The following is a 956-nucleotide window of genomic DNA, read 5'->3' on the forward strand; positions in this document are numbered from 1 at the left end:
TTAGCTCAGCTGGCTAGAGCGCCTGCCTTGCACGCAGGAGGTCAAGGGTTCGACTCCCTTATTCTCCACTGTTTTAGGAGTTTGATTTAAAAGTTACGATTGGAGCCAAAAACGACAATTGTTCATCAGATGACTAAAAAGAAATAAAGATCATTGACATTAACGGTAAAGACATCACAAAGAGAAAACCGAGCGCAAACAAGCGCTTGAGTAACCTAAAAATAGGAAAGAAATCGTTAAGGGCGTATGGCGGATGCCTAGGCTTTCAGAGGCGAAGAAGGACGTGGTAAGCTGCGAAAAGCTCGGGGGATCGGCACACACGAATTGATCCCGAGATGTCCGAATGGGGCAACCCGGCATATTGAAGATATGTCACCCAGCAATGGGAGCAAACCAGGAGAACTGAAACATCTAAGTACCCTGAGGAAAAGAAATCGAAGAGATTCCGTAAGTAGTGGCGAGCGAAAGCGGATTAGCCCAAAAGTCTTTATATATTTAGAAGAATGTTCTGGAAAGAACAGCCGTAGACGGTGATAGCCCGGTATTCGAAAGGTATATTAAGATGATAAATGAGTAGGGCGGGACACGTGAAATCCTGTCTGAATATGGGGGGACCATCCTCCAAGGCTAAATACTCCTGAAAGACCGATAGTGAACAAGTACTGTGAAGGAAAGGTGAAAAGCACTTCGAATAGAAGGGTGAAATAGAACCTGAAACCGTACGCCTACAAGCGGTCGGAGCACCAATAAGGTGTGACGGCGTGCCTTTTGCATAATGAGCCTACGAGTTAATTTTACTAGCGAGGTTAAGGACTTCAGGTCCGGAGCCGGAGCGAAAGCGAGTCTGAATAGGGCGCATAGTTAGTAGGATTAGACGCGAAACCTTGTGATCTACCCATGGGCAGGTTGAAGCTTTGGTAACACAAAGTGGAGGACCGAACCGGTTGACGTTGAAA

At 46.3% G+C, this 956-nt stretch carries 1 tRNA gene and 1 rRNA gene; both read left to right on the forward strand.

Going from position 1 to position 956, the window contains the following annotated elements:
- A tRNA-Ala gene (locus tag DRF58_RS18125) sits at window positions 1-68 on the forward strand.
- Window positions 69-226: 158 nt separating this feature from the next.
- Window positions 227-956: ribosomal RNA gene (locus DRF58_RS18130) — 23S ribosomal RNA — on the forward strand; the annotation flags it as partial.

The organism is Epilithonimonas hispanica (genome assembly GCF_003385395.1).
Classification (GTDB): domain Bacteria; phylum Bacteroidota; class Bacteroidia; order Flavobacteriales; family Weeksellaceae; genus Epilithonimonas; species Epilithonimonas hispanica.